2 protein-coding genes and 1 pseudogene are annotated in these 2,395 nt (G+C 71.6%); all 3 read right to left on the bottom strand.

The window, feature by feature from the left end:
* A pseudogene (locus RIF89_RS13985) lies at positions 1 to 272 on the bottom strand (MFS transporter); the annotation flags it as partial.
* Positions 269 to 1,027: a DeoR/GlpR family DNA-binding transcription regulator gene (locus RIF89_RS13980; protein ID WP_309069690.1), complete on the bottom strand. Its 759-nt coding sequence runs from the start codon at positions 1,025 to 1,027 to the stop codon at positions 269 to 271. The pseudogene RIF89_RS13985 and the gene RIF89_RS13980, both read right to left, overlap by 4 nt.
* 76 nt (positions 1,028 to 1,103) lie before the next feature.
* Positions 1,104 to 2,395, bottom strand: a 1,292-nt coding sequence (locus tag RIF89_RS13975; RefSeq protein ID WP_309069689.1) for an MFS transporter, incomplete at its 5' end; no start/stop codon positions are given.

Raw genomic sequence — 2,395 nt, 5'->3', positions numbered from 1 at the left:
AGGGGCGGCAGCAGCGTGGCGAGCGCGAGCAGGGCGACGCCCGCGACGGTCGCGACCCGGCTGCCGGCCCGGTCGACGACCCATCCGGTCGCCTGCATGGCGAGGAACGAGCCCAGACCGAGCAGGAGCAGCAATCCGCCCAGCACGCCGTGCGAGACGCCCGACTGCTGTTGGACGGCCGGGATGTTGACGACCCACGTCGCGAGCAGGAAGCCGTTGACCACGAAGGCGCCGATGACCGCGCGACGGGCGCGGCGGTTCTGCGCGGTCATGCGACGACCACCTCGACCCGCTTCTCCTCGATAGCCGCGCTCTCCTCTGCCGTGGGCTCATGGTCCGTCACGAGCACATCGAAGGCCGACAGGTCCGCGATGGCGGCGAACGCCGACCGGCCCCACTTCGTCGCGTCGCACACCAGGACCCGACGCTCGGCGGAGCGCATGGCGGCCTGCTTCACGGCCGCGTCCTCCGTGTCGTACGCTGTCGCGCCGCCCGCGAGGTCCAGCGCGCACGGCGAGATGATCGCGGTGTCGAAGCGCAGGGCGGCCAGGGTGCGCTCTGTCAGCGGCCCCACGAACGAGCGCTCCCCGGGTCGCAGCTCGCCTCCCGGAACGGTCACTCGGATGCGCTCACCCTCGGCCAGCACGTCCAGCGCCGCGAGCGAGAGCGGCACAACGCGCAGGGGCAGCTCGCGCGCGGCGCGCGCGATCTCGAGCCCCGTCGTACCGCTGTCGAGCACGACGGCCTCCCCGGGTGCGAGCATCGCGGCGACGGCGCGGGCGATGCGCCGCTTGCCGTCGGGGTTCGCGCCGGTGCGCGCGGTGAACGGCTCCTCGAGCCCCCGCAGCTCGGCGCGGCGCGCTCCGCCGTGCACGCGGCGCAGCAGTCCCTGTGCGTCGAGGTCTGCGAGGTCGCGTCGCAGCGTGGCCTCCGAGGCGCCCAGCTCGGCGACGAGGTCGGCGACCGTGACCGTGCCGACCTCCTGCACGCGCGCCAGGATGCGGCGGTGTCGTTCGTTCGTGGTCATGATCGAACGATAAACCGCAGTGATCGTTCGCGCAAAATCAGTGAGCGAATCCGCTCGTTCTCTGATCGGCCCCGAGTCAGTCGGGGTCGGTGAATGCGCGCTTCGGCACGAGCAACAGCGCGGCGGCGGCCACCAGCGCGGTCGCGCCGCACACGATCCAGACGGTCAGATAGCCCGCGAAGGACCCGGCGGTCGACTCGGCCGTCGCGTGCGCCCCGTCGAGCAGCGCGATGCCGAAGACGCAGGAGGCGATCGCGCCTCCGATCGTCTTCACGCCGTTGGTCAGTCCCGTCGCCTGTCCCGTCGCCCACGATGGTGCGGCGGCGGCGGCCGCAGCGGGCAGCGCCGCCACGAGGGCGCCGGAGCCGACTCCCGCGAGCGCCATGTTCAGCACGACCTCGACGTACGATCCGTGGAAGGGCAGGAACAGCAGATACCCGACGCCGACGAGCACCGATGCGACGATGAGCGCGCCGCGTGGCGTCGCGAGCCGCGCGACGACCGGATACAGCAGCGCGCCGACGATCATCGCGATCAGATACAGGCCGATGATGAGCGAGGTGGCGAAGCCCGCCGTGCCGAGGCCGTAGCCGTGGACCGAAGGATCCGTGCGGGCGAACGTCGACAGCGGCGCCTGTGCGCCCAGCACACTCACGCCGAACAGGCCCGCCGTGAGGAACACAGGCCACAGCGCGGAGTCCGCGAACATGCGCACGTCGATGAGCGGATCCGCCGAGCGCAGCTCCCAGAGCGAGAACGGCCAGATGAGCAGGACGCCGCCGATCACGAGCGCCCACGCGAGCAGGCCTCCGTCCAGGCGCAGGAGGCTGAGGCCGCCCGTGAAGGCGAGCAGGGCAAGAGTCAGCAGCACGACGCCGATCGTGTCGAAGCGCCCGCCGTTCACCACCGGCGACTCGGTCACACCGAACAGGATCACCAGGAAGCACGCCGCGACGGCGAGGGCAGGCACGAGCAGCACGATCCACAGCGGCAGCGCATCCACGAGCGCGCCGCCCACCAGCGCGCCCGTGATCGCGCCGACCTCGAGGGCGGCCACGAGAAGTCCCGCGGCGCGCGCGGTCAGGAGGGAGCCGGATCCCGTCGCGCGAGATCGCGACCAGATCAGCGCGATCTCGAGCGGCAGCCAGACGACGTAGAAGCCCTGCAGGGTCCAGGCGATCAGGAAGACGGCGAACGAGTCGGTGAACGGCAGCGCGAACGACGCCGCGGCGGTCAGCGCGGTGGAGACGAGCAGCATGCGCTTGTGACCGACCATGTCGCCGAGCTTCGCGAAGATCGGCACGACGAGCGCCGACAGCATGAGCTGCGAGCCCTCGAGCCAGTTCACATCGGCGTCGTGGATGCCCA

It is taken from the genome of Microbacterium sp. (assembly GCF_031178525.1).
GTDB lineage: Bacteria > Actinomycetota > Actinomycetes > Actinomycetales > Microbacteriaceae > Microbacterium.
The sequence above is the reverse complement of the archived record's forward strand: the minus strand, read 5'-3'. Positions and strand labels throughout refer to the sequence as shown.

Excerpts from the sequence above, each read along its gene's own strand:
- RIF89_RS13980 (WP_309069690.1), bottom strand. The coding sequence starts at position 1,027 with ATGACCACGAACGAACGACACCGCCGCATCCTGGCGCGCGTGCAGGAG.